Annotated in this window: 21 protein-coding genes and 1 riboswitch; of the genes, 6 read left to right on the top strand and 15 right to left on the bottom strand. The window is 70.4% G+C overall.

The window, feature by feature from the left end; all coding sequences use genetic code 11:
- Position 1: 1 nt before the first annotated feature.
- The 4 genes from ACWC97_RS13700 to ACWC97_RS13685 form a co-directional block, all read right to left on the bottom strand.
- On the bottom strand, positions 2–1033 hold the full coding sequence (locus ACWC97_RS13700) for an NlpC/P60 family protein (RefSeq protein ID WP_450649313.1): 1032 nt from the start codon (positions 1031–1033) through the stop codon (positions 2–4).
- A gap of 239 nt (positions 1034–1272) precedes the next feature.
- Entirely contained in the window at positions 1273–2301 is a 1029-nt protein-coding gene (locus tag ACWC97_RS13695; RefSeq protein WP_352274850.1) for a C40 family peptidase, read from the bottom strand.
- Positions 2302–2595: 294 nt separating this feature from the next.
- Entirely contained in the window at positions 2596–3960 is a 1365-nt protein-coding gene (locus tag ACWC97_RS13690; RefSeq protein WP_352275096.1) for an NYN domain-containing protein, read from the bottom strand.
- A gap of 37 nt (positions 3961–3997) precedes the next feature.
- The gene (locus ACWC97_RS13685) at positions 3998–4240 is read right to left on the bottom strand and encodes a hypothetical protein (protein WP_030933560.1); all 243 of its coding nucleotides are present in this window, start codon (positions 4238–4240) and stop codon (positions 3998–4000) included.
- 162 nt (positions 4241–4402) lie between these two features.
- Here ACWC97_RS13685 and ACWC97_RS13680 point away from each other — a divergent pair, with 162 nt between their 5' ends.
- Both ACWC97_RS13680 and ACWC97_RS13675 read left to right on the top strand, forming a co-directional pair.
- The gene (locus ACWC97_RS13680) at positions 4403–5155 is read left to right on the top strand and encodes a rhomboid family intramembrane serine protease (protein WP_352274849.1); all 753 of its coding nucleotides are present in this window, start codon (positions 4403–4405) and stop codon (positions 5153–5155) included.
- On the top strand, positions 5152–5433 hold the full coding sequence (locus ACWC97_RS13675) for an Lrp/AsnC family transcriptional regulator (RefSeq protein WP_352274848.1): 282 nt from the start codon (positions 5152–5154) through the stop codon (positions 5431–5433). The genes ACWC97_RS13680 and ACWC97_RS13675 overlap by 4 nt, the downstream gene beginning before the upstream one ends.
- A 66-nt stretch (positions 5434–5499) precedes the next feature.
- On the opposite strand, the gene ACWC97_RS13670 is transcribed toward ACWC97_RS13675, so the two are convergent.
- The 6 genes from ACWC97_RS13670 to ctaE form a co-directional block, all read right to left on the bottom strand.
- The gene (locus tag ACWC97_RS13670) at positions 5500–6876 is read right to left on the bottom strand and encodes an aminotransferase class V-fold PLP-dependent enzyme (protein ID WP_450649310.1); all 1377 of its coding nucleotides are present in this window, start codon (positions 6874–6876) and stop codon (positions 5500–5502) included.
- A gap of 176 nt (positions 6877–7052) precedes the next feature.
- A riboswitch (SAM riboswitch) is annotated at positions 7053–7170 on the bottom strand.
- Between the two features lie 83 nt (positions 7171–7253).
- Positions 7254–8318: an anthranilate phosphoribosyltransferase gene (gene trpD / locus ACWC97_RS13665; RefSeq protein ID WP_352274846.1), complete on the bottom strand. Its 1065-nt coding sequence runs from the start codon at positions 8316–8318 to the stop codon at positions 7254–7256.
- 122 nt (positions 8319–8440) lie between these two features.
- A complete protein-coding gene (gene qcrB / locus ACWC97_RS13660; RefSeq protein ID WP_352274845.1) occupies positions 8441–10066 on the bottom strand; it encodes a cytochrome bc1 complex cytochrome b subunit in 1626 nt (541 codons plus the stop codon).
- Positions 10063–11115, bottom strand: a complete 1053-nt coding sequence (qcrA, locus tag ACWC97_RS13655; protein WP_352274844.1) for a cytochrome bc1 complex Rieske iron-sulfur subunit — start codon at positions 11113–11115, stop codon at positions 10063–10065. The genes qcrB and qcrA overlap by 4 nt, the downstream gene beginning before the upstream one ends.
- Positions 11112–11921 carry a cytochrome bc1 complex diheme cytochrome c subunit gene (qcrC, locus tag ACWC97_RS13650; protein WP_352274843.1) on the bottom strand — a complete coding sequence of 270 codons (810 nt, stop codon included), beginning with the start codon at positions 11919–11921 and terminating at the stop codon, positions 11112–11114. Before qcrC ends, qcrA begins: the two co-directional genes overlap by 4 nt.
- Positions 11922–11983: 62 nt before the next feature.
- Positions 11984–12604 (bottom strand): aa3-type cytochrome oxidase subunit III, encoded by a 621-nt coding sequence (gene ctaE, locus ACWC97_RS13645; protein ID WP_352274842.1) that lies wholly within the window; start codon positions 12602–12604, stop codon positions 11984–11986.
- Positions 12605–12791: 187 nt separating this feature from the next.
- Between ctaE and ACWC97_RS13640 the strand changes: the two genes are divergently transcribed.
- On the top strand, positions 12792–13193 hold the full coding sequence (locus ACWC97_RS13640) for a response regulator transcription factor (protein WP_352274841.1): 402 nt from the start codon (positions 12792–12794) through the stop codon (positions 13191–13193).
- Between the two features lie 104 nt (positions 13194–13297).
- Here ACWC97_RS13640 and ACWC97_RS13635 read toward each other — a convergent pair whose 3' ends face one another.
- The 4 genes from ACWC97_RS13635 to ctaC form a co-directional block, all read right to left on the bottom strand.
- On the bottom strand, positions 13298–14554 hold the full coding sequence (locus ACWC97_RS13635) for a L,D-transpeptidase (RefSeq protein WP_352274840.1): 1257 nt from the start codon (positions 14552–14554) through the stop codon (positions 13298–13300).
- A 116-nt stretch (positions 14555–14670) separates the two neighbouring features.
- A complete protein-coding gene (locus ACWC97_RS13630) occupies positions 14671–15069 on the bottom strand; it encodes a cytochrome c oxidase subunit 4 (protein ID WP_352274839.1) in 399 nt (132 codons plus the stop codon).
- Entirely contained in the window at positions 15066–16799 is a 1734-nt protein-coding gene (ctaD, locus tag ACWC97_RS13625) for an aa3-type cytochrome oxidase subunit I (protein WP_352274838.1), read from the bottom strand. The genes ACWC97_RS13630 and ctaD overlap by 4 nt, the downstream gene beginning before the upstream one ends.
- Positions 16796–17758 carry an aa3-type cytochrome oxidase subunit II gene (gene ctaC, locus ACWC97_RS13620; RefSeq protein ID WP_352274837.1) on the bottom strand — a complete coding sequence of 321 codons (963 nt, stop codon included), beginning with the start codon at positions 17756–17758 and terminating at the stop codon, positions 16796–16798. The genes ctaD and ctaC overlap by 4 nt, the downstream gene beginning before the upstream one ends.
- A 259-nt stretch (positions 17759–18017) precedes the next feature.
- On the opposite strand from ctaC, the gene ACWC97_RS13615 reads away from it, so the two are divergent.
- Positions 18018–19397: a cysteine desulfurase/sulfurtransferase TusA family protein gene (locus tag ACWC97_RS13615; protein WP_352274836.1), complete on the top strand. Its 1380-nt coding sequence runs from the start codon at positions 18018–18020 to the stop codon at positions 19395–19397.
- 14 nt (positions 19398–19411) lie between these two features.
- Here the strand turns inward: ACWC97_RS13615 and ACWC97_RS13610 are convergent, their stop codons facing one another.
- Positions 19412–20386 carry a carbohydrate kinase family protein gene (locus tag ACWC97_RS13610; protein WP_352274835.1) on the bottom strand — a complete coding sequence of 325 codons (975 nt, stop codon included), beginning with the start codon at positions 20384–20386 and terminating at the stop codon, positions 19412–19414.
- Between the two features lie 158 nt (positions 20387–20544).
- On the opposite strand from ACWC97_RS13610, the gene ACWC97_RS13605 reads away from it, so the two are divergent.
- Positions 20545–20742 carry a hypothetical protein gene (locus ACWC97_RS13605; RefSeq protein WP_352274834.1) on the top strand — a complete coding sequence of 66 codons (198 nt, stop codon included), beginning with the start codon at positions 20545–20547 and terminating at the stop codon, positions 20740–20742.
- A gap of 160 nt (positions 20743–20902) precedes the next feature.
- Entirely contained in the window at positions 20903–22366 is a 1464-nt protein-coding gene (locus tag ACWC97_RS13600; RefSeq protein WP_450649305.1) for a hypothetical protein, read from the top strand.
- Positions 22367–22396 lie beyond the last annotated feature (30 nt).

The following is a 22396-nucleotide window of genomic DNA, read 5'->3' as shown; positions in this document are numbered from 1 at the left end:
GTCAGACGCGGGTGACGGAGGAGACCGGCATCATGCCGACCGGGTCGTAGCGCACCGAGGCACCGGGGTACGGGGCGTGGATGACCTGGCCGTGGCCGACGTACATCGCGATGTGGCTGGCGTCCGCGCGGTAGGCGACCAGGTCGCCGGGGCGGGCCTCGGAGAGCGGCACCATGCGGCCCGCGTACCGCTGGGCCTGCGAGGTGCGCGGCAGACCGACCCCGGCCTGGGCGTACGCCCACTGCATCAGCCCGGAGCAGTCGAAGCCGGACGGCCCGTTGGCGCCCCAGACGTACGGGTGGCCCAGGGCCCGGCGGACGGCGATGACGGCGGCGGCCGCACGCGCGGAGCCGGCCGGCAGATCGGCCAGGTCCGGGAGGCCGATGTCCCGGCCGGAGCGGGAGGCCCGCTCGAACTCCGCCCGGTCGGTGCCGGTCAGGGTGGTCAGCAGCCGCTTCGCCTCGGCGAGTTTCCGGGTGACGATCCGTTTGTTGCGGGTGGCCGCCGCCCGTTCGCGCTCCAGCTCGGCCAGGGCGCGGGAGGCTTCCGCACGGGTCTGCGCCAGTCCGCGCCGGGCCTGCTGGAGCTGGTGGAGCCGGGCGGTCTGAAGGTCCGTCACCCGCTCCAGCGCGGCGGCCCGGTCCAGATAGCCGTCCGGGTCGGAGGAGAGCAGCAGGGCCAGCGAGGGGTCGATGCCGCCGGAGCGGTACTGGGCGCTCGCCGCCGCCCCGAGCTCCGTACGCATCCGGTTGACCCGCCCCTGCTCGCGGGCGGCCCGGTCCTGGGCGCGGGCGATCTCGCCGCGCAGCCGCTGGGCGTTCTCACCGGCCCGGTCGTAACTCTGGGTGGCCCGTTCCGCCTCGGTGTACAGCCGGTCCACGCGGGCCTGGGCGCTACGGGGGGCGCCCTGCGGGTCGGCGGAGGCGGCGGAGGCCCCGAGGGCGGCGGCCGCGGTCGCCGCGGCGGCCGTCAGAACGGTGGCCCGGACGGCCGGACCCGGACCGGGCTGTGTGGAACGGCGATGGGACACCACAGGACGCCGCACTCCCTTCCGCTGTACGCAGACGCACGCGGCCCCCTGCCGCCCGGGACGGGCGGACCGACGACCGGGAGCCGCACGGCAGACAGACAGTAGTGGGGTGATCACCCGTCGACCACGGGCCGCGCCGGTCGGGAGCGGGCCGGAAACGACGGCGTCCCGCCGGTGACCTTGCGGTCTCCGGCGGGACGGGGTGTCTGCGCGGGCGCGGGAATTCGCCCGTTCGGGCGTTCTCAGCCGACGCGTACGCCGAACTGGAAGCTGCCGATGGTGTTCATCGACTCGTAGCGGACGACCGTGCCCGGGTACGGGGCGTGCAGGACGGTGTTGTTGCCCGCGTAGAGCGCCACGTGCGAGGTGTTGTTGAAGAACACCAGGTCGCCCGGCTTCAGGGCGCTGCGGCCGATCCGGACGCCGTCGTTGACCTGGGTGTAGGTGACCCGGGAGATCTGGACGTTGGCCTGGGCGTAGGCCCACTGGGTCAGCCCGGAGCAGTCGAAGGTGCTGGGGCCGGTACCACCGCGGCCGTACGGCTTGCCGACCTGGGTGGAGGCGGCCTGGAGGGCGGCGGCGCCCCAGGCGGAGGCGGGGGCCTCGTTGCCGAGCTCGACGCGGGCTCCGGCGTCGCGGCTGGCGCGCTTCTCGTCCTCGCGCATCTTCGTGCGCTCGGCGGCGGTCAGCGAGTTGAGCATCTGCTGGGCCTTGGCCAGCTTGGTCTGGAGCTCCTTCTTCTTGACGCCGAGCGTCTTGCGGACGTCCTCCAGGTCACCGAGCTTGGCCTGGGCCTCCTTGCGCTGCTGCGCGAGGACCCGCTGCTTCTCCTGGATCTTGCCCAGGGCCTCGGTCTGCTTGGCCGTCAGCTGGTCGAGCGCCGACGCCTCGTCGAGGTAGGTGTCCGGGTTGGACGAGAGGAAGAGCTGCACCGAGGGGTCGATGCCGCCGGAGCGGTACTGCGCGGCGGCGAGCGAACCGAGGCCGTTGCGGAGCTTGTTGATCTCCGCCTGGCCGCGGGCCACCTTGTCCTGCAGCGCGCTGACTTCCTTCTCCAGCTTCTGCTGCTTCTCCTTGGCGCCGTAGTACTGCTCGTTGGCCTCGCCGGCGTCGTGGCTGAGCTTCTCGACCTTGGACTTGACCTCGTCCTTGGACGGCTTGGGGTCGGCCTGGGCCGCCTGGGAGGACAGAGCTACGGCAGCGGTGGCGGCCGCGGTGATCACGGTCACACGGGCTCGGCTCGGCTGCTTGGGACGACGGTGGGACGCCACGAAGGCGAGCTCCTTCTTCCTCCAGCCGCCTACCGGGCTGTGGGGGATGCGAATTCCCCGGCTCCGTGCACGTCACGGACTCGGCGGTTCCTTCGCCGTCACCCCGGATGGGTGATCAACCGAGCGAAGGTTCGAAGGCCGACCCTAGTGACCGAGTTGTGATCAGTTCAAATCCTCGCGCCAAAAATCTCGTCACACCGCGCACTTCTTTACCCGTGACGCACGGGGCGTAGCGGTGAATTGACGGTCCGTTCCCCGATTCCGTCCGAGAACCGGCAAGCGGAACGAGTGGGACTAGACACGCGAAAGGCGCTTCAGGAGCAAGACGGACGCGACGGGCCGGGCGCCCGCCTTGGCCACCCCGTCCGCGACCTCGCGGTCGGTGGAGACCACCACGACGGGCCGGCCCGGGGGTTCGGCCCGCGCGAGCTGGCGGATCAGTTCGTCGGCGGTCACCCCGGGCTTGCTGAACAGCACCCGGACCCCGCGCGGCGGCGCCAGCAGCACCGGGGCCGCCAGTTCGGCACCGTCGAAGACACAGGTCACCTCGGCACCGGTCTGCGCGGCGAGCATCGAGAGCCCACCCAGCAGCCTCAACCGCTGCTTCTCCAGGGGGAGTTGGGGATAGCCGGTCTTGGTGACGTTGTAGCCGTCGATGATCAGGTGCGCCTGCGGCAGCGCGAGCAGCTGGTCCAGCAGGGCCGGGTCGGTCTCCGAAAGGGCCCTGGCCGCGATGTCCTTGGGCGACATCCGGCCCGGCTCCACCGCGTCCACCCCGTCGGCCGGGCGCATCGTGGAGGGGGGCAGGGCCAGCTCCCGCCGGAGCCCGCTCGCCGCGTCGAGCACCGTGTCCAGCAGCAGCCGCAGCCGCATGTCCTCGACCGAACGGCCCTCCCGGGCGGCCCGGCGGCCCGCCTCCACGGCCGCCTCCGCCTCCGCGAGCCGCGCCTTGAGCCGACGCGTCTCGCTCTCGGCCGCCGAGACCTGGGCGGCCGCCTCGGACCGTACGGTGTCGGTCTCGGCCCGGCTGCGGCGGAGCGCCGCCTCACCGCGCTTGACCTCGTTGGCGGCGCTGCGCAGCTTGCGCTGGAGGGCGTCGGCCTCCTTGCGGGCCGCGTCCAGTTCGGCGCGGAGCCGCTCCGTCTCGTCCCTCGTGTGGGAACGAGCCCGTTCCAGCTCCTCGCGGAGCCGCTCCAGCTCGCGGCGGCCCTCCTCGTCGGCCCGCTCGGCGTCCGCCCGCTGGACCTCCTCGCCCGCGGCGGCGACCAGCTTCACCCAGCCCGCCGGGCGCAGCACATAGGCGGCCGCGGCCACGTCGACGGGGTCGGCCGCGGCGGGCGGCGCACCGGCCTCCAGCGCGGCGGCCAGCTCCGGCTGCCCGTCCCGGAGCCGCTCACCGATGCGCTGGCGGAACAGCGCGTCGCTCTCCAGCGCGGCCGCCATGGCGTTCCCGGCGAACTTGGCGCGCCGGGTCGGGGTGAAGCGGGCGTACTGGCGCAGCTGGGCCGGGAGTTCGGTGACCGTCAGACCGCCGAACGCGTCCGCCACCAGCGCGACGACCCGCCGCCGCACCCCTTCGGGCAGCGGGCGGTCGAGCACCTCGGCGGCGGCGTCGCCGGCCGGCTCGGCCGCGCCGGCGCCGCTCGCGGGCTGCTCCACCATCCGTCACCCCAAAAAGTCTGTGGGTGCGGCTCCGTCAGGAGTCGGCACCCGGCCTGTCCACCAGTTCGATCTGGTCCACCGCGTTGCACCAACGGCAACGCACCGACTCGATGGTCTCACTGACCACCTCGCGTTCCTCGACGGTGGCCTCACCGGCCAGGTCGAGATGGACGTACTCGACGACCTTCGAGGAGCGCGTCACGTCGAAGCGGGTCAGATTTCCGCAGAGCGTGCAGCGCCAGCGGGTCCCGTCGGTCGGCTGGGGAACCGTCGTCATCGTTGCGTCCTCTTTCGTCGAGCCTCGTGCCGCTTGCTTCAAGGATCTCGCGGTGCGCCGTCGAACTGCGGATGTCCTGCCGTAACCCTACGGCCTCGGTGCGTCCCCCCGACACGGCGAGGCGCTCTGTCCCGTTCCCTCCCTGTACGTCATGATCTGTTCATGATCGATCCGCGAGCCGTGGCGGGCCGGGTGACCGGCGGGGTGCTCCGTACGGTCACCTCCGGCGGACCGCTGGTGACCCATTCCCTGATCGCGGTCTGCGTCCTGGTCTTCGCGCTCAGCCCGCTCTCCGGGCTCCGCGCGGTCCACGGCACCGCCGACGCCGCCCTCGCCGCCCAGGCCGGGTACTTCGAACGCTGGGGCGTGATCCCCAGCGAGCTGTGGGAGGGGTCCGCCCACGCCCTGCTCACCCCGCTCACCGCCCTCTTCGTGCACGGAAGCTGGATCCACCTGCTCGGCAACATCCTCTTCCTGTACGTGTTCGGGGCGATGGCCGAGGAGCGGATGGGCCGGATCGGGTTCGCCGCCTTCTACGTCATCAGCGGCTACCTCGCCCTGATGGCCTACGCCGCCGCGCACGCCACCTCCGACCAGACGCTGGTCGGCGCCTCGGGATCGATCTCGGCGGTGCTCGGGGCCTTCCTCCACCTCTTCCCCCGCGCCCGGGTCACCAGCCTCTTCCCGTTCCTCTTCTTCCTGCCGCTGCGCTTCCCCGCCTGGATCGTGCTGGTCTTCTGGTTCGTCCTCCAGTGGCTGGCGGTGCGGGGCGCGGGGAACGGGGGCCCCGGCGTGGCCTACCTGGCCCATGTGGTGGGGTTCCTCCTGGGCTTCCTCTACGCATGGGGGCGCTTCCGGCGTACGGATAGAGTGAAGGAACCAGCCGCGGCCACCGAGGGAGAAAGCCAGCCGTGATCAGCGCGATCGTGCTCATCAAAACCAGCGTGGACCGGATCCCCGAGATCGCCGAGGCCATCGCCGCGCTGGACAGTGTCAGCGAGGTCTTCTCGGTCACCGGTACGTACGACCTGATCGCCATGGTCCGGGTGGCCCGGCACGACGATCTGGCCGACATCATCCCGGGCCGGATCAGCAAGATCCCCGGGGTCGAGGCCACCGACACGCACGTGGCCTTCCGCACCTACTCGCAGCACGACCTGGAGGCCGCGTTCGCCATCGGCCTGGACTCGTAGCCGCCCTCCCACAACAACACGTCGGCGGGGTACGGACACACGGTCCGCACCCCGCCGAAGCTCTGTTCAGAGCTGTGCCGCACCCCGGTCCGGGACGCAGCGGCCGCCCTCGGTCCGGTACTTCCACTGGGCGCCCTCGCTCACCAGCTCCTTGACCGCGCGGACGAAGCGCTCGATGTGCTCCTCGGGCGTACCGGCGCCGAAGCTCACCCGGATGGCGTTGAGCGACCTCTCGCCCGGCTCGGCCTCGGGCGCGCCGCACTCGCCGACCTGCTCCGGGTCGCTGCCCAGCAGGGTGCGGACCAGCGGGTGGGCGCAGAAGAGGCCGTCGCGGACGCCGATGCCGTACTCGGCGGAGAGCGCGGCGGCGAAGTGCGAGCTGTTCCAGCCCTCCACCACGAAGGAGATCACGCCGACCCGCGGGGCGTCGTCGCCGAACAGCGACAACACCTTGACCTGCGGAACCTCGGCGAGCCCGGCCCGCACGGCGGCCACCAGCGCCTGCTCCCGGACGACCAGGTTCTCGAAGCCCGCCTCGGTGAGCGCCTTGCAGGCGGAGGCGATGGAGTACACGCCGATCACATTGGGGGAACCGGCCTCGTGGCGGGCGGCGGTGGAGTGCCACTCGACGTCCACGCCGCCGTCGGCGCGACGGGCGACCTTGCGCGAGGCGCCGCCGCCCGCCAGGTAGGGCTCGGCCTCCCGGAGCCAGTCGGCCCGGCCGGCGAGGACGCCCGAGCCGAAGGGCGCGTACAGCTTGTGGCCGGAAAAAGCGACCCAGTCGACGTCCAGCTCCGCGATGTCCACCGGGTGGTGCGGGGCGAGCTGGGCGGCGTCCAGCACGATCCGGGCCCCGTGCGCGTGCGCGGCGGCGGCCAGCTCCTTCACCGGCCACAGCTCACCGGTGACGTTGGAGGCGCCGGTGACGCAGACCAGCGCCGGGCCGTAGGGTTCGCGGTCGGCGAGCGCCCGCTCCAGGGACTCGACCGCCTGGGCGGGGGTCCGCGGGGCGTTCAGGTACGTCACCCGGGCGTCGCGCCACGGCAGCAGCGAGGCGTGGTGCTCGGTCTCGTAGACGAAGACCTGGCAGTCGGCCGGGAGGACCGCGGCCAGCAGGTTCAGCGAGTCGGTGGTGGAGCGGGTGAAGACCACCTGGTCGTCGGCGCGGCAGCCGAGGAACTCCGCGACGGTGGCCCGGCTGTTCTCGAAGAGGTCGGTGGAGAGCTGCGAGAGGTACCCGGCCCCGCGGTGGACGCTGCCGTAGTACGGGGCGTACGCGGCGACGTCGTCCCAGACCCGCTGGAGGGCGGGGGCGCTGGCGGCGTAGTCGAGCGCGGCGTACGTGACCTCCCCACCGGTCACCAGCGGAACCCTGACATCCTCGCCCAGAACCGGCAGAGGGGCACAAAGCGACTGGTCGGCGACAGCGGTGAAGACGGACATGGCGAACTCCCGTAAGAGGCAGGCGAAATCCGTGCGCCGGCGGGTACGCGGCAGCGCAGCGGAGAGAAAGGAGAAAGGGGTGCGGAGAAGGGCCGACGGCCCTATCGCATTCGCGTGCTCACAAGAGGCTCCCTAGGGACCAGGACCCCGGGGGTTGGCATGCTCCGATGCCGAGGGGCCCGCGCTTGCCGCAGACCTCGCTGCCTACGGCCTGGTCTTCACCCGGGGCACCCCGCCACGGACGGAGGGTTGCCGGACAGCGGGCCGGGGCCGTAGTCGCTGTCACTCATGACCTGCCTGTATCTTGCCATACGCATGGGGACGCGCAAGGGCGCGGTCCACCATCCGGACCGCGCCCCGTGTCCGCACCCGCCTGCTCAGGCGTTGCTGACGGCCACCCAGCGTTCCAGCACCCGGGCCGCCGCGCCCGAGTCGATGGACTCGGCGGCGCGGGCCATCCCGGCCGCGAGCCGCTCGTTCAGCGTGCCGTCCGCCGGGTCCAGCGCCGTCAGCGCCGCCGCCGAGTTGAGCAGCACGGCGTCGCGCACCGGTCCCCGCTCACCCGCCAGCACCCGCCGGGCCACATCCGCGTTGTACGAGGCGTCCGCCCCGCGCAGCGCCTCCACGGGCACCAGCTCCAGGCCGACGTCGCGCGGGTCGAACGCCTCCTCGCGGACGGCCCCGTCGCGCACCACCCAGACCCGGGAGGTCGCGGTCGTCGTCAGCTCGTCCAGACCGTCGTCGCCGCGGAAGACCAGCGCGGAGTTGCCCCGTTCGGCCAGCACCCCGGCGACGATCGGCGCCATCTTCGGGTCGGCCACCCCGACGGCCTGGGAGCGCACCCGGGCCGGGTTGGTGAGCGGGCCGAGGATGTTGAACGTGGTCGGCGTCCCGAGCTCCTTGCGGGCCCTGGCCACATGGCGCAGGGCGGGGTGGAAGCGCACCGCGAAGCAGAAGGTGATGCCCGCTTCCTCGGCCACCTCGACGACCCGCTCCGCGGAGAGGTCCAGGTTGACGCCGAGCTTCTCCAGCACGTCGGAGGAGCCGGACGCCGAGGAGGAGGCGCGGTTGCCGTGCTTGACGACCTTGGCGCCGGTGCCGGCGATGACGATCGCCGACATGGTGGAGATGTTGACCGTCTTGGCGAGGTCGCCGCCGGTGCCGACGATGTCGACCGTGCGGCCGGGCACCTCGATGGTGCGGGCGTGCTCGTACATCGCCCGGACCAGGCCGGAGACCTCGTCGACGGTCTCGCCCTTGGCCCGCAGCGCCACCGTGAATCCGGCGATCTGCACATCGGTGGCCTCACCGCTCATGATGCGGTCCATCGCCCAGGCGGTGGCGTCGGCGCCGAGGTCCTCGCCACGCAGCAGGGCGTTCAGTACGGCGGGCCAGGAGTGGGCCGCCACGCTGTCGCCGCCGATCGGGGTCACAACGTTCATGGTCCGCTCCAGGGTCCACACTCGGTACAGGGGTCGATCCCACCCTATCGACCGCCGGGCACGGCAAAGAGCCCCGTCCATCGAATGGACGGGGCTCCTGCCGTGGCGATCAGTTCAGGCGATCAGTGGTGACCGTGGCCGCTGGTGATCTCCTTGTACTCCTCGGCGGTGGGCTTGGCGATCTGGTTGTCCTCGCCGTAGAGGCCCTTGCTCAGCCGGGCCCGCAGCTTCTGCAGGACCGAGACCTTGCGCTCGACACCGTTCTCGTCGACCGTCGGGCCGAGTTCGAGCGGCTTGTACTGCTCGTGCGCGGTGAGCGTGTGGAGCTGCTCGGGCTTGAGCGGCTCGTGGATCTCGACGAACTCACCGTGCGGCAGGCGCTTGATGATGCCGGACTCGCGTCCGTGCAGCACCTTCTCCTTGTCGCGGCGCTGGAGGCCGAGGCAGATCCGCCGGGTGGCGACGAACGCGAGGACCGGGCCGACGAAGATGAAGATCCGTACGAACCAGGAGATGGCGTTGATCGACAGGTGGAAGTGCGTGGCCCACAGGTCGTTGCCACCGCCGATGAAGACGATGACGTACTCGGTGATCCAGGCGACGCCGAAGGCGGTCCGGGTCGGGGCGTTGCGCGGGCGGTCCAGGATGTGGTGCTCGCGCTTGTCCCCGGTGATCCAGGACTCGATGAACGGGTAGACCGCGATGATCGCGAGGACCACCCCGAAGGCCATCAGCGGGATGAACACGCCCAGGACCAGCGTGTGGCCCCAGAGGTTGATCTCCCAGCCCGGCATGACACGGATCAGACCCTCGGCGAAGCCCATGTACCAGTCGGGCTGGGCGCCGGTGGACACCTGGTCCGGACGGTACGGGCCGATGTTCCACACCGGGTTGATCGTGGCGATCGCCGCGATGACCGCGATGATGCCGAAGACCAGGAAGAAGAACCCGCCGGCCTTCGCCATGTACACCGGCAGCAGCGGCATGCCGACGACGTTCTTGTTGGTACGGCCGGGACCCGCGAACTGCGTGTGCTTGTGGTAGAAGACCAGGATCAGGTGCGCCACCAGCAGGCCGAGCATGATGCCCGGCAGCAGCAGGATGTGGATCGAGTAGAACCGGGCGACGAAGTCGTGGCCGGGGAACTCTCCGCCGAACAGGAACATCGAGATGTACGTGCCGACGATCGGCATCGACAGGATCGCGCCCTGGGTGAAGCGGATACCCGTACCGGACAGCAGGTCGTCCGGGAGCGAGTAGCCGGTGAAGCCGGTGAACATGCCCAGCACGAACAGCAGGAAGCCGAACAGCCAGTTGATCTCACGCGGCTTGCGGAACGCACCCGTGAAGAAGACGCGCATCATGTGCACGAACATGCCGGCCAGGAAGATCAGCGCGGCCCAGTGGTGGATCTGGCGAACCAGGAGACCACCGCGTACGTCGAAGCTGATGTCCAGGGTCGAGGCGTACGCCTCGGACATCCGGATGCCCTGCATCGGCTCGTACGAGCCGTGGTACACGACCTCGTTCATGCTCGGGTGGAAGAACAGCGTCAGGTACACACCCGTGAGGATGATGATGATGAAGCTGTAGAGGCAGATCTCACCCAGCATGAAGGACCAGTGGTCCGGGAAGATCTTGCGCATGTTGGCCTTGGCCAGGGAGTAGATCCCGAGCCGGCCGTCCGCCCAGTCGGCTACCCGCTCGCCGGCGGGCGCCTTGCGCTTGGTGTCCGTCGCAGTACTCATCCGCGCTCCCAGAATGCAGGACCGACGGGCTCTTCGAAGTCACCGAGCGCTTCGAGGTTGCCCTCGCTGTTCACGCCGATCCGCAGCTGCGGGAGGGCGTGACCGGCCGGACCGAAGATGACGCGGGCGCCGTCGGAGAGGTCGAAGGTGGACTGGTGGCACGGGCAGAGCACGTGGTGCGTCTGCTGCTCGTACAGGCTGATCGGGCAGCCGACGTGGGTGCAGATCTTCGAGAAGGCCACGATGCCCTCGTGGGCCCACTCGCGCTCGCGCTTGTCCTTGATGTTCTCCGGCTGGATCCGGACGATCATCAGGGCGGCCTTGGCGATCTGGTTGTTGAAGTCCTCGGCGCTCTCCTCCAGGCCCTCGGGCATGGCGAAGGTCAGCGAACCGACGGCGACGTCCTCGGGACGCAGCGGCTCCATCGTGTTCATGTTGATGAGCTGCTTGCCCTTGGCCCACAGCGTGCTGCGGAGCTTCTTCTCCGGCAGCGGACCGAGGTCGCGCAGGAGCACCACGCCGGAGAGCGGCACCAGGGCCAGCGCGCCGAACATGGTGTTGCGGATCAGCTTGCGGCGGCCGAACCCGGACTCCTCGGCACCCGCCGCGAAGTCGGCCATGACCTTCGCCTTGACCTCGGGCGACGCCTCGATCGGGTGACGGTCGTCGGCGACCTCCACGTCGGACATCAGCGTGCGCGCCCAGTGGACGGCGCCGGCGCCGATCGCGAAGAGGGCCACGCCCAGCGTCAGACCCAGCGAGAAGTTGAGCGCGCTCACATGGCCGAACGGCCAGATGTACACGATCTTGTCGACCGGGAAGATGACGTACGAGGCGATGAAGCCGACCGTGGCCAGCATCGAGAGCGTGAACAGGAAGGCGACCACGCGCTCGGAGCGCCTGGCGGCCCGCTCGTCGATGTCCTGGATGCGCGGCTTGTGGGCCGGCAGCCCCGGGTCCGCGAACGGGTCGTCCGCGCCCTCTACCGCGCCGTGCGCGGGGACCTGCGCTTCGGGCAGGTTCTCTTCTGGAATCTCTTGGCTACTCATGACTTCTTGGCCTTAGCGGTGTGGGCCGCGACCCAAACGGCAACTGCGATCAGTGCGCCGAGTCCGAAGATCCAGGCGAACAGGCCCTCGCTGACCGGCCCCAGGCCGCCCAGCTTCAGACCACCCGGGTTCTCCGACTGGGCGCTGTTCACGGTCTGGACGTACGCGATGATGTCCCGCTTCTGCTTCTCGGGCATCGTGGTGTCCGGGAAGGACGGCATGTTCTGCGGCCCGGTCTGCATGGCCTCGTAGAGGTGCTTCGGGTCCACGCCCTCGAGGCTGGGCGCGTACTTGCCGTTCGTCAGCGCGCCGCCCTCACCGGTGAGGTTGTGGCACTGCGCGCAGTTGGTACGGAAGAGCTCGCCACCCTTGGCGACGTCCGCGCCGGAGGGGTCGTAGTCCTTCTTGGTCGGCGTGATCGGACCGGCGCCGAGCGACGCGACGTACGCGGCCAGCTGGTCGATCTGAGCCTGGCTGTAGATGACCTTCTTCTTCGGCACCTGGGCGCCGGGCTGCTGCGCCGGCATACGGCCCGTACCGACCTGGAAGTCAACGGCGGCGGAGCCCACGCCGACCAGGCTCGGCCCGTCGGTGGTGCCCTGACCGCCGGTTCCGTGGCAGCTGGCGCAACCGACGGAGTACAGCTTCTTGCCCTCCTCGATGGCGAGGGACTGGGCGGTTTCGTCGGCCTGTGCCTTACTCGCGGGCGCGAAAGCGGCGTACAGCCCCCCAGTGGCCGCCAGCGCGAGGAGTAGTACGACGACCGCCGCCAACGGATGGCGTCGTCGTGCGGAGAGCTTTTTCACGGATTACCCCGGTGTCAGGATCTTCTGCGTCGATGCTGGATGTGGTTCGGGTTCGAGCCCGATTACTTGATCATGTAGATCGTGGCGAACAGGCCGATCCACACGACATCGACGAAGTGCCAGTAATAGGACACGACGATGGCGGAGGTCGCCTGTTCGTGGGTGAACCTCTTGGCTGCGTACGTCCTGCCCAGAACGAGCAGGAAGGCGATGAGGCCGCCTGTCACGTGCAGACCGTGGAAGCCGGTGGTCAGGTAGAACACCGAGCCGTACGGGTCGGAGGACAGCGAGAGGCCGTCCTTCTTCACCAGCTCGGTGTACTCGAAGACCTGGCCTCCGATGAAGATCGCACCCATCACGAAAGTGATCACGAACCAGGTACGGAGCTTCTTCACGTCGCCCCGCTCCGCGGCGAAGACGCCGAGCTGGCAGGTGAGTGAGGAGAGCACCAGGATCGTGGTGTTCGTCGCGGAGAACGGGAAGTTCAGGGCCGAAGCCATTTCCTTCCAGTGCTCCGGTCCCGTCACCGATCGCAGGGTGAAGTACATCGCGAAGAGGGCCGCGAAGAACATCAGCTCGGAACTCAACCAGATGATGGTTCCGACGCTGGTGAGGTTCGGTCGATTGACCGACGGGTGCGCGTGCCCGGTTTCTACTGTCGTTGCTGTCGCCACGACCGACATTATGTCGGTCGCTTATCCCGCCCTCACCCCGGGGGGTGCCGTTCGGTGTGTCAGGTGGGTGTGTCCGCCCCGAACGGCCCAGGGAACAGCTCTCCGAAGCGGTGCTGACGGGGCGTCCGGCGGAGTACGATCCGCGCATCGGTTCATGCCCGGAAAGCCCCGAAGACACGGATGTCACGGAGGAACAATGCAGCCGACCGCCACGGTCCTGGTCTACAGCGACGACGCCAACACCCGTGAGCAGGTGAGGCTGGCGGCCGGGCACCGGCCCGCCGCCGACGTGCCACCGGTGGAGTTCCTGGAGTGCGCGACGCTGCCCGCGGTCCTGGAGGCGCTGGACGCGGGCGGCGTCGACGTCTGCGTACTGGACGGCGAGACGGCGCCCGTGGGCGGCATGGGCGTCTGCCGGCAGATCAAGGACGAGATCTTCCGGTGCCCGCCGGTCCTCCTGCTGATGGGGCGCCCCCAGGACGCCTGGCTGGCCACCTGGAGCCGTGCGGACGCCGCGGTGACGCTGCCGGTCGAGCCGGTCGAGTTCGCCGAGGCCCTGGCCGCCCTGCTGCGCGACGGGGACCGCGTCAGCGCCTGATCCCGCACCGGCTCCCTCCGAAGGGCAGCGCACCCCCGCCCCGGTCGTCCCAGAGCCTGTCGGGTGACCTTCGATCGCCCGGTCAGAGGTCACCCGACAGGCTCTCAGACCTCGGGGCGCAGTCGTGCCGCCTGGACCGTCCCCGTACGGTCCGGCGCGGTGCTGTTCTGCAGGGCGCTGCCCTTCAGCCATTGGGCCCAGGAGAGGTTCCAGTCGCCGAAGCCGTTGTCGAACGGCGTCATCGTCTCGCCCTGGCTGCCCACCACCGTGACGAGGTCCCCGGGGCGCACGGTGTTGTAGAACCACTCGGCCTGGCCGGTGCTCATGCCCGTGCAGCCGTGGCTGACGTTCGCGGACCCCTGCGAGCCGGTGGACCAGGGGGCGGCGTGCACGTACTCGCCGCTCCAGGTCACCCGGGTCGCGTAGTAGACCGGCAGGTCGTACGAGTCCGAGGAGCCCTGGGCGATGCCGATGGTCTCCCCGCGCATACGTACGTAGTACTCCTTCTCCAGCACGACCTTGACACCGTTTCGGGTGGCGAAGCCGGGCTTGCCGGTGGTGACCGGAATGGTGTTGATCACTTTTCCGTCGCGTTTGACCGTCATGGTGTGCGCCACGGCGTCGGTGAGGGCCTCGACGCGGGCGCCCGTGGTGAGCCTGAGGGCCTTCGTGGGGGCGCCGTAGAGGGTGTCGGTGAGCTTGACGCCCGCCAGGGCGCTGCTGACCTCGATGGAGGCCCTGGCGGGCCAGTACTCCCGGGGGCGGTAGTGCAGCGTCTGGTCGTCGACCCAGTACCAGGAGCCGGTCACGGCGGGGGTCGAGCGGACCCGCAGGCCTCGCTCCACGCGGGCCCTGGACGCCTTGTCGGCGACGGGGGCGCTGAGTTGTGCGGTGAGGGGCTGTCCGACGCCGTAGGTGCCCTTCTGCGGGCCGAAGGAGACCTCCAGCAGCTCTTTGGCCGTGGTGGTTCCGAACGAGAGCGTACGGGCGCCCGGGGCGCCGTCCTCGTCCTCCGTGCTGACCCGGACGGTGTACTTGACTCCGGCGGCGAGCGGCATCGTGGAGTGCCAGCGCCGGCCGTCGGCGTCGAGTTCGCCCGCCAGGTGGCGGCCGGTGGTGTCGACGGCCGACACGTCCGTGATCCGGCCGTCGTCGCCCTTGACGGTGACCTCCAGCGGCCGGCCGGGGACGACCTTCGCGTCGCCGTCGCGCGCGGTGGAGGAGATCTCGTCCACGGCGTCGTACGGCTTCTCCGCGAGCGGGTGGTCCCCGGAGGCTCCGCAGGCGGTCGCGGCCGCGACCAGGGTCATGGCCAGCAGGGTGCAGCCCACTGCGGGGCGGATGCGGGACGTGCGGTTCATGGGGCCACGTTAAGAAGACCGGACCCGATCGGCGCGTTCTGTACGTACGAACGGGGGCCCGCGCCTCTCCGGGTGGAGAGGTGCGGGCCCCCGTCAGGTGGAGCGGTGACGCGAGGTCACTGGGTGCGGTTCTCACCGCGGTAGTACTCGAAGACCCAGCCGAAGAGGCCGATCAGGATGATCGGGGTCGAGAAGTACAGCAGCCACCAGCCGAAGATGACGCCCATGAAGGCCATGGCGCCGCCGATCGCCAGGGAGAGCGGCTGCCAGCTGTGCGGGGAGAAGAACCCCACCTCGCCGGCCTCGTCCGCGACGTCGGCCTCCTTGTTGTCCTGCGCCATGGCGTCGACCCGCCGGGCCGTGAAGGCCAGGTAGAAGCCGATCATGAGGCTCAGGCCGAAGGCCAGGGCGAGGGCGGTGGTACCGGCCGGCTCCTTCGACCACACGCCGTACGTGACGGCGATGGCCAGGATGAAGACGCTCAGCCACAGGAACATCTTGCCCTGGATCTTCACTTGCCGGCCTCCTTGCCACCAGCGAGGGCCTTGTCGTCAGCGTGGTGCTCGAGCTGTTCGAGGGCCGCGATCTCCGGGTGGTGCAGGTCGAACGCCGGGGATTCGGAGCGGATCCGCGGCAGGGTGAGGAAGTTGTGCCGCGGCGGCGGGCAGGAGGTCGCCCACTCCAGCGAACGGCCGTAGCCCCACGGGTCGTCGACCTCGATCTTCTTGCCGTACTTGGCGGTCTTCCAGACGTTGTAGAAGAACGGCAGCATCGACAGACCGAGCAGGAACGAGGAGATCGTCGAGATCGTGTTCAGCGCGGTGAAGCCGTCCGCGGCGAGGTAGTCCGCGTAACGACGCGGCATGCCCTCGGCACCCAGCCAGTGCTGCACCAGGAACGTGCCGTGGAAGCCCACGAACAGCGTCCAGAACGTGATCTTGCCGAGCCGCTCGTCGAGCATCTTGCCGGTGAACTTCGGCCACCAGAAGTGGAAGCCGGAGAACATCGCGAACACCACGGTGCCGAAGATGACGTAGTGGAAGTGCGCGACCACGAAGTACGAGTCCGAGACGTGGAAGTCCATCGGCGGCGAGGCCAGGATGACGCCGGTCAGACCACCGAAGGTGAAGGTGATCAGGAAGCCGACGGCCCAGAGCATCGGCGTCTCGAAGGACAACGATCCCTTCCACATCGTGCCGATCCAGTTGAAGAACTTCACACCGGTCGGTACCGCGATGAGGAATGTCATGAACGAGAAGAACGGCAGGAGCACACCGCCCGTGACGTACATGTGGTGGGCCCACACGGTCACGGAAAGACCGGCGATGGCAATCGTCGCGGCGACCAGACCGATGTAACCGAACATCGGCTTCCGGCTGAATACCGGAATGACCTCGGAAATGATTCCGAAGAATGGCAGCGCGATGATGTACACCTCTGGATGGCCGAAGAACCAGAAGAGGTGCTGCCAGAGCAGTGCGCCACCGTTCGACGCGTCGAAAATATGGGCGCCGAATTTACGGTCGGCCTCCAGCGCGAAGAGCGCGGCGGCGAGAACCGGGAAGGCCAGCAGGACCAGCACACCGGTCAGCAGGACGTTCCAGACGAAGATCGGCATGCGGAACATCGTCATGCCGGGAGCGCGCATGCAGATGATCGTGGTGATGAAGTTGACCGAACCGAGGATCGTGCCGAAGCCGGAGAAGGCCAGACCCATGATCCACATGTCGGCGCCGACACCCGGCGACCGGACCGCGTCCGACAGCGGGGAGTAGGCGAACCAGCCGAAGTCGGCCGCACCCTGCGGGGTGAGGAAGCCGGCCACCGCGATCAGCGAGCCGAAGAGGTACAGCCAGTACGCGAACATGTTCAGCCGCGGGAACGCCACGTCGGGCGCACCGATCTGGAGCGGCATGATCCAGTTCGCGAATCCGGCGAACAGCGGCGTCGCGAACATCAGCAGCATGATCGTGCCGTGCATCGTGAACGCCTGGTTGAACTGCTCGTTCGACATGATCTGCGTGCCGGGACGGGCCAGCTCGGCGCGCATGAAGAGCGCCATCAGACCGCCGATGCAGAAGAACGCGAACGACGTGACCAGGTACATCGTGCCGATCGTCTTGTGGTCAGTGGTGGTCAGCCACTTGACGACGACGTTTCCCGGCTGCTTTCGCCGGACCGGCAGCTCGTCCTCGTACGAGTCGTCTGCTGCCGCGGCACCCTGAGGTTCGTTGAGGATGCTCACAGTTTGTTCGTCTCCGCATTCCTGGCCGGGTCAGTCTGCTCGATGCCGGCCGGCACGTAGCCCGTCTGGCCCTTCTTGGCCAGCTCCTCCAGGTGCGCCTGGTAGCGCTCCGGGGAGACCACCTTGACGTTGAAGAGCATCCGGGAGTGGTCGACGCCGCAGAGCTCGGCGCACTTGCCCATGAAGGTGCCCTCCTGGTTGGGGGTCACCTCGAAGGCGTTGGTGTGGCCCGGAATGACGTCCTGCTTCATGAGGAACGGCACCACCCAGAAGGAGTGGATGACGTCACGCGAAGTCAGGACGAAACGGACCTTCTCACCCTTCGGCAGCCACAGGGTCGGCCCCGGGTTGCCGTTCTGCGGGTTCCGCGTTCCCGGAACACCGAAGTCGTAGACGCCCTCGGCATTCTTCGGGAAGTCCTTGCGGAACCGGTCGGGGATGGCGTCGAGCTCCTTGGGGATCTCGTTGCCCGTGGCGGTCGAGCCGTCCACGTTCTCGATGTAGTTGAAGCCCCAGCTCCACTGGTAGCCGACCACGTTGATGGTGTGGGCCGGCTTGTCGGAGAGCGAGAGGAGCTTCGTCTCGTCGCGCGCGGTGAAGTAGAACAACACCGAGACGATGATCAGAGGGACCACGGTGTACAGCGCCTCGATGGGCATGTTGTACCGGGTCTGCGGAGGAACCTCGACCTTGGTGCGGCTGCGCCGGTGGAAGATGACGCTCCACAGGATCAGACCCCATACCAGCACGCCCGTGGCGAGCGCTGCCGCCCACGAGCCCTGCCAGAGAGAGAGGATCCGTGGTGCCTCTTCCGTAACCGGAGTCGGCATTCCAAGGCGGGGGAAGTCCTTGTATGTGCAACCGGTGGCGGTTACAAGGATCAGGCCCGCAGTCAGCACCTGCGGCAGCTTCCGCCGCATCGGGCGCCGCGACGAGCGGTCGGAGCCGTTGGGACTCACGTAGCGCCTTCCCGAGAGTCTCGCCCACGCGGTCGGCGCGGCCGTCTTTCCGGTCGGTCGCCGCCCTGACGCGGACAGGGGTTTGGATGTTTATGCGGACCAAACCCTACTGGACGCTATTTGGGGTCGCGCGGGGAGGGTGCCCAACGCGCCGTCCGACTCCCCGAAGGGGTGGAATACGGCCCTCCGAACGTCTTCTGACGCCCCCTCTCCCGGCCCGGCCCCCGCCTCGTCCCCCGGCGCGGGCTAGCGTGGCCGGATGCCCTACTTCGACGCCGCCTCCGCCGCTCCCCTGCATCCCGTCGCACGTCAGGCGCTGCTTGCCGCGCTGGACGAGGGCTGGGCCGATCCGGCCAGGCTCTACCGCGAGGGGCGGCGGGCCCGGCTCCTGCTGGACGCCGCCCGGGAAGCCGCCGCGGAGGTGGTCGGCTGCCGGCCGGACGAGCTCACATTCACTCCTTCGGGGACCGCCGCGGTCCATTCGGGGATGTCCGGAGCCCTTGAGGGGCGCCGGCGTGTCGGCCGCCATCTGGTCGTCTCCTCGGTCGAACACTCGTCGGTGCTCCATTCGGCCGCCGCCCACGAGGCACGGGGCGGGTCGGTCTCCGAAGTGCCGGTGGACCGTACGGGGGCGGTGGCTGCGGCGGCCTTCGCGGGCGCGCTGCGCGAGGACACCGCACTGGCCTGCCTCCAGTCCGCCAACCACGAGGTCGGCACCGAGCAGCCGGTGGCCGCCGTCGCGGAGGAGTGCCGGGCGGCGGGGGTGCCGCTGCTGGTGGACGCGGCGCAGTCGCTGGGCCGGGGGCCGGTGCCGGAGGGCTGGTCGCTGCTGACCGGGAGCGCCCACAAGTGGGGCGGGCCGTCGGGCGTGGGGCTGCTCGCGGTGCGCAAGGGGGTGAGGTTCGCCGTTCCGGGGCCCGCCGACGAGCGGGAGGCGGGGCGGTCGGCCGGGTTCGAGAACCTTCCGGCGATCGTGGCGGCGGCGGCGTCGCTGCGGGCCGTCCGGGCCGAGGCCGGCGCCGAGACCGCGCGGCTGCGGGCGCTGGTGGACCGGATCCGGGCCGTGGTGGCGGAGTCGGTGCCCGACGTGGAGGTGGTCGGCGACCCGGTGCGGCGGCTGCCGCACCTGGTGACCTTCTCCTGTCTCTATGTCGACGGGGAGACCCTGCTCCATGAGCTGGACCGGGCCGGTTTCTCCGTGTCGTCCGGCTCGTCCTGCACCAGCAGCACCCTGACGCCGAGCCATGTGCTCCGGGCCATGGGGGTGCTGTCGGAGGGGAACGTACGGGTGTCGCTGCCGGACGGCACGGCGGAGGCGGACGTGGACCGCTTCCTGGAGGTGCTGCCCGGGGTGGTGGCGGAGGTGCGTCGGCGGCTGGGCGCGGCCGCCCCGGCCGCGGTCCCCGCTCCGGCCGACGCCCTGGTGGTCGACGCGCTGGGCAGGCGGTGCCCCGTCCCGGTGATCGAGCTGGCGAAGGCGATCGGGCGGGTCCCGGTGGGCGGGACGGTCACGGTGCTCGCCGACGACGAGGCGGCGCGGCTGGACATCCCCGCCTGGTGCGGGATGCGTGAGCAGGAGTACGTGGGCGAGGAGCCGGCGGACCGCGGTTCGGCCTATGTGGTCCGCCGGCTCTTCTGACCCGGTGTTCCGCCCTACGCGAGGTGCGCGCGGACCTCGGCGGCGGCGTCGTGGCCGTACGCCTTGGTGAAGCGGTCCATGAAGTGGGCGCGGTGCAGGGTGTACTCCTGGGTGCCGACGGTCTCGATCACCAGGGTGGCCAGCATGCAGCCGACCTGGGCGGCGCGCTCCAGGCCGACGCCCCAGGCGAGGCCGGAGAGGAAGCCGGCCCGGAAGGCGTCGCCGACGCCGGTCGGGTCGGCCTTGACCGTCTCCTCCGGGCAGCCGACCTCGATCGGCTCCTGGCCGGCCCGCTCGATGCGGACGCCGCGGGCGCCGAGGGTGGTGACCCGGTGGCCCACCTTGCCGAGGATCTCCTCGTCGCTCCAGCCGGTCTTGGACTCGATGAGCCCCTTCTCGTACTCGTTGGAGAAGAGGTACGTGGCGCCCTCCAGGAGGATCCGGATCTCGTCGCCGTCCATCCGGGCGATCTGCTGAGAGAAGTCCGCGGCGAACGGGATGCCCCGGGTGCGGCACTCCTCGGTGTGGCGGAGCATCGCCTCGGGGTCGTCGGCGCCGATCGAGACCAGGTCGAGGCCGCCGACGCGGTCGGCGACGGCCTTCAGCTCGATGAGCCGGGCCTCGCTCATCGCCCCCGCGTAGAAGGAGCCGATCTGGTTGTGGTCGGCGTCCGTGGTGCAGACGAAGCGCGCGGTGTGCAGGACCTCGGAGATCCGCACCGATCCGGTGTCGACCCCGTGGCGGTCGAGCCAGGCGCGGTACTCGTCGAAGTCGGAGCCCGCGGCGCCGGCCAGGATCGGTTCCGTGCCCAGCAGGCCCATGCCGAAGCAGATGTTGGCGGCGACACCGCCCCGGCGGACTTCGAGGTTGTCGACCAGGAAGGAGAGCGAGACCGTGTGCAGCTGGTCCGCGACCAGCTGGTCGGCGAAGCGGCCGGGGAAGGTCATGAGGTGGTCGGAGGCGATGGAACCGGTGACTGCGATGCGCACGGGGAAACTGCTCCTGCGGGGGTAGGGGGGAACGGTCGCGTGTTCCCTGGGCGGCGTGACAGTTCACGCTACCCGTTCGCCGGACCGGCCCTGAAGAGGCGGAAACTACCCGATAGTAGGGCTTTCCTGCTGTGACCCGTGGTGCTTACGGTGCCGACATGTCGAACCACATCGCCCTGCGCGAGTCCGAGATGAGCCTGGCCGAGCTGCGCGGGGACTGCGCGCGGATGGCCCCGCACTGGACGGCCCACCCGAAGTCCGCCCCCGCCCCGGTCGCCCCGTCCCGCATCCACGGGGTCACCGTTCCGGCCGCGTCCGCCCGGCTGATCGACGCGATGGAGGACTACGCCGGCTGAGCCCCTCTACCCCGCCCGTCGAGGGCCCCGCCGCACCGCCGTGGAACCGTCCGCGCCGCTGCCCCGTCCCACTGTCGTCCCCGGACACCTCGGGGGCCGACCCACGGGCCGGGCGACGGCGCGTGACGGTCGTCGTACGTCAGGTGAAGGAGCGGATCCGGTGAGCACCGAGCGACCCGACAACGATGTGACCGGCCCCCGGCGGCGTTCGCCGCTCGCCGTGGCCTCGGTGGCGGCGGCCGTCCTGCTGGCCGGAGGCGGTGGGGCGTACTGGGCCGCGACGGCGGCCGACAACGGCGGCGCCGGATCCGGCAGCGGAGCGGACGCGGGCGGGCGGGCCGACCCACCCCCGCTGGCCCTGGACGGGCCGGCCCGTACCGGCTCCGACACACCGCCCGAGGGCGCCTCGCGCGGCATCGCGCCCGGCGAGCCCGACCCGAGCGGCGGCCGGACGCTCTACCGCGCCTCCGGTGAGCTGCCCGAAGGCCCGCGCACGGCCGCCGTGCGCCGGGCGGCGGGGACGGTCTCGGCCGCCGAGGTGGCCCGGCTGGCGAAGGCCCTGGGCCTGGCGGGCGCTCCGCAGGAGGAGGCCACGTACTGGAAGGTGGGGTCCGAGGGCGACGGGACGGGTCCGGTCCTCCGGGTGGAGAAGCGGGCCCCGGGCACCTGGAGCTTCGCCCGTTACGGCTCGGGCGGCACGGACAACTGCAAGAAGGGCGCGACCTGTTCGGGCGGGCGGCAGTCCCCGGACGGCGGCGCCTCCCCGGTGAGCGCGAGCGCCGCACGGGCCGCCGCGGCCCCCGTCCTGAAGGCGACCGGGCAGGACGGCGCCGCCCTGGACACCCGCCAGCTCATGGGGTCCGTACGCGTGGTGAACGCCGACCCGACCGTCGACGGCCTGCCCACCTACGGCTGGTCGACCGGCATCCAGGTGGGCCCGGACGGCCACGTGGTGGGCGGCAGCGGGCACGTGAAGGGCCTGGAGAAGGGCGACAGCTATCCGGTGATCGGCGCGGACGAGGCGCTGGCGGAGCTGAACGGCCCGGAGCCCCGCAGGAGCGCGGGCGGCTGCGCCGACCCCGTACCGACGGGTGACGGCAAGGCGCACTGCGGGGCGCTGACCGGGGCGGAGCCGTCGAAGGCGGCGGCCATGACGGTGGAGAAGGCGGTGTTCGGCCTGTCGGCGCAGTACGTGGCGGGCCGGCAGATGCTCGTGCCGTCCTGGCTCTTCTCGGTGCGCCCGGCCGCGGGTGGGGCGGGCAGCACGGTGGCGCAGGTCGCGGTGCAGCCCTCGTACCTGGCGAGGAACGCGCCCTCGACGGGGTCGGCGGTGCCCACTCCCCCGGGCAACGCGGCGAAGGGGCAGCGGCAGTCGCTGTCGTACCGGGCCGAGGGGCGGGAGCTGTCGGTGACGTTCTGGGGCGGGGTGTGCAGTACGTACACCGCGAGCGCGACCGAGACCGCGGACACCGTGGCGGTGGAGATCGCGGAGTCCGCGCAGCCGGGGAAGCAGGCCTGCGTCATGGTCGCCAAGGAGCTGACCCGGACGGTGACGCTCAAGGCCCCGCTGGGTGACCGGAAGGTCGTCGACGCCGTCTCGGGCGGCGAGGTGCCCCGGGGCTGAACGGGCGAAGCAACGACGACGGCGGCGGTT

Source organism: Streptomyces sp. NPDC001108 (assembly GCF_053598535.1).
This window is presented reverse-complemented; position numbering and strand designations above follow the sequence as displayed.